The sequence below is a fragment of the Treponema sp. R6D11 genome (assembly GCF_054786075.1).
This window is the reverse complement of record NZ_BDHD01000260.1, coordinates 1-1973: the sequence shown is the minus strand read 5'-3', so window position 1 is coordinate 1973 and position 1973 is coordinate 1. Positions and strand designations below refer to the sequence as shown.

The window sequence follows — 1973 nt, the reverse complement described above, 5'->3', positions numbered from 1 at the left end:
ATTATAATGGGTATGATCAGTGCAGGCTGCACGATGGCGTAAACAAGAGGGAAATTCATCGGAGACAAAGCCTTTGGGAAGGGCAGGGCGACCCACTTAATCATTGGAGCCATTGCGATATACAGCAGAGGAAGCCCTAAAACTGCGGCGATAATAAATTTTGCCCATAGGGTTTTTATTTCTTTTTCCTTTCGGAGTTTATCTTCGTCTAATGCGTTTTTTGAAGTTTCAATTACTTCAAACCCCGTATTGATGATTGCTTCCTTAATTGCCGAAAGGCGCAAGGTTTGCGGATTGTAAGTTACAGTCGCTTTTTCTGTGGCAAGATTTACCGAGGCTTTTTCAACGCCTTCCAATTTATTTAGCGCCTTTTCAATTCGCGCGGAACAGGCGGCGCAGTGCATACCGCCAACGGTTAACGTTTCAGTCATTATTGTTTATCCTTCTTTTTTTGCTTCGGCAACTACGGTAATGGTACTTCTGATCATTCCCATCCAACAGGAATAGCGAAACCTGCCCGCCTTGGTTGGAGTAAACTCGATTACATTTTCTCCCTGCTGAAAGGTATATTCAAAACCGTATTCGTTAAAAATAGCGGCGTAATTACAACCTGTTATACTGCCCGGCGGCGCGTTGATTATCCAGCGTACCGGAATGCCCTGTTGTACAGTTATCGCCGGATAGCGGTTTGATCTTAATGTTGATTTGACAACCTGTACTCCGTTTTCAATTACGGGAACAAAAGGTTTAGGCTCTGGCGGACTAGCGTTATTTGGAGCTGATAGCGTTTGTTGCCGTTCCTGTAGTGTGCGCGGATTAGAGTTCTCGTTGTTCACCTTCCGCGCGTCGGCGGTTGCCGAATTTTCAGGCGAATCAGAAAAATCCGAAAGACTCAAACCGCTTGAAAACATGACAAGCCCAAGCGCAGTAACAAGAATAGCTCCTACTTGCATAACTCTGCGTGAAAATGTTTGTCCCTTTGCGCCGCTTAAGACGGAACTTGCCGCGCCAAGAGCGAACATAAGGGGGATAGTTCCCGCGCAGAATAGGAACATTGAAATGCCGCCTTTTACGGGGCTTCCTGTGGAGAGGGCGTAAACTTGCATTGCCTGTAAAGGTCCGCACGGCATAAAGCCGTTAAGGAAACCAACAACTAACGGACTGCGTCCGTTTTTTTGCTCATCTGTTTTTTTAGTAAATATTTTTGGCATTTGCGGAATGATATGTCGCAAGAACGGAAACAGTCCTAGCATATTAATTCCCATTATCACCATGAAGACGCCTGCAACAAGTTGTACAACTCCTTTAAAGTGTCCCGATAAAGTAATCACAGAGCCTAAAGCGCCGACTAAAACTCCTACTGCCGTATACGAGATAAGCCGTCCTCCATTGTAAAGAATACTTGGTAGGAGTAAAGAAAAATTTTTAATAGATGGTTTGGAGTCGGCTGTTTGCGAAGCCGTATCCGCAGGCGCGTCCGCTTTTTTTAAAGTTTGCGAAAGATTGATCCCGCCGCACATGGCGATACAGTGAACGCCTGTAAGCAGACCGATAACCAGTAACATTCCGTACCCCATGCCTTCCTGCGCGAGCGGGAAAGTGGCGGCAAGTTTGCTTGTTGTGAATGTCCGCAACAGCATAAATAGAGCGAGGATAATTACTAGAGTCCCAATGACGCGCGGAATTGTTTTTTGCGGAGATGTTTTTTCCTGCCCTTCAAGCGCCTGATACCCAAGCTCTTTAATTATTGAGGAAATTTTATCAAAGCCTATTACCGCCTCATCGTAAGTAACAACCGCGTGTTCTGTGCGGTAATTTACCGCCGCTTTTTTTATACCTGCAGTTTTTTTCAGTTCTTTTTCAATTATATTCTGACAATTTACGCAGTACATACCGCCAATGCGGAACGAGCGTTTTTGTAAATTTTGTTTTTCCGTTATTTCCATACTAAACCTACCCTATTTGTATATAAT

The 1973-nt window shown here is 44.6% G+C and carries 2 protein-coding genes; both read right to left on the bottom strand.

The window, feature by feature from the left end; all coding sequences use genetic code 11:
- The coding region (locus tag ACYVTD_RS12020; RefSeq protein WP_461247998.1) for a cation transporter at positions 1-431 on the bottom strand (431 nt) is incomplete at its 3' end.
- 6 nt (positions 432-437) lie between these two features.
- Positions 438-1946: an urease accessory protein UreH domain-containing protein gene (locus tag ACYVTD_RS12015; RefSeq protein WP_461247997.1), complete on the bottom strand. Its 1509-nt coding sequence runs from the start codon at positions 1944-1946 to the stop codon at positions 438-440.
- Positions 1947-1973: the final 27 nt, after the last annotated feature.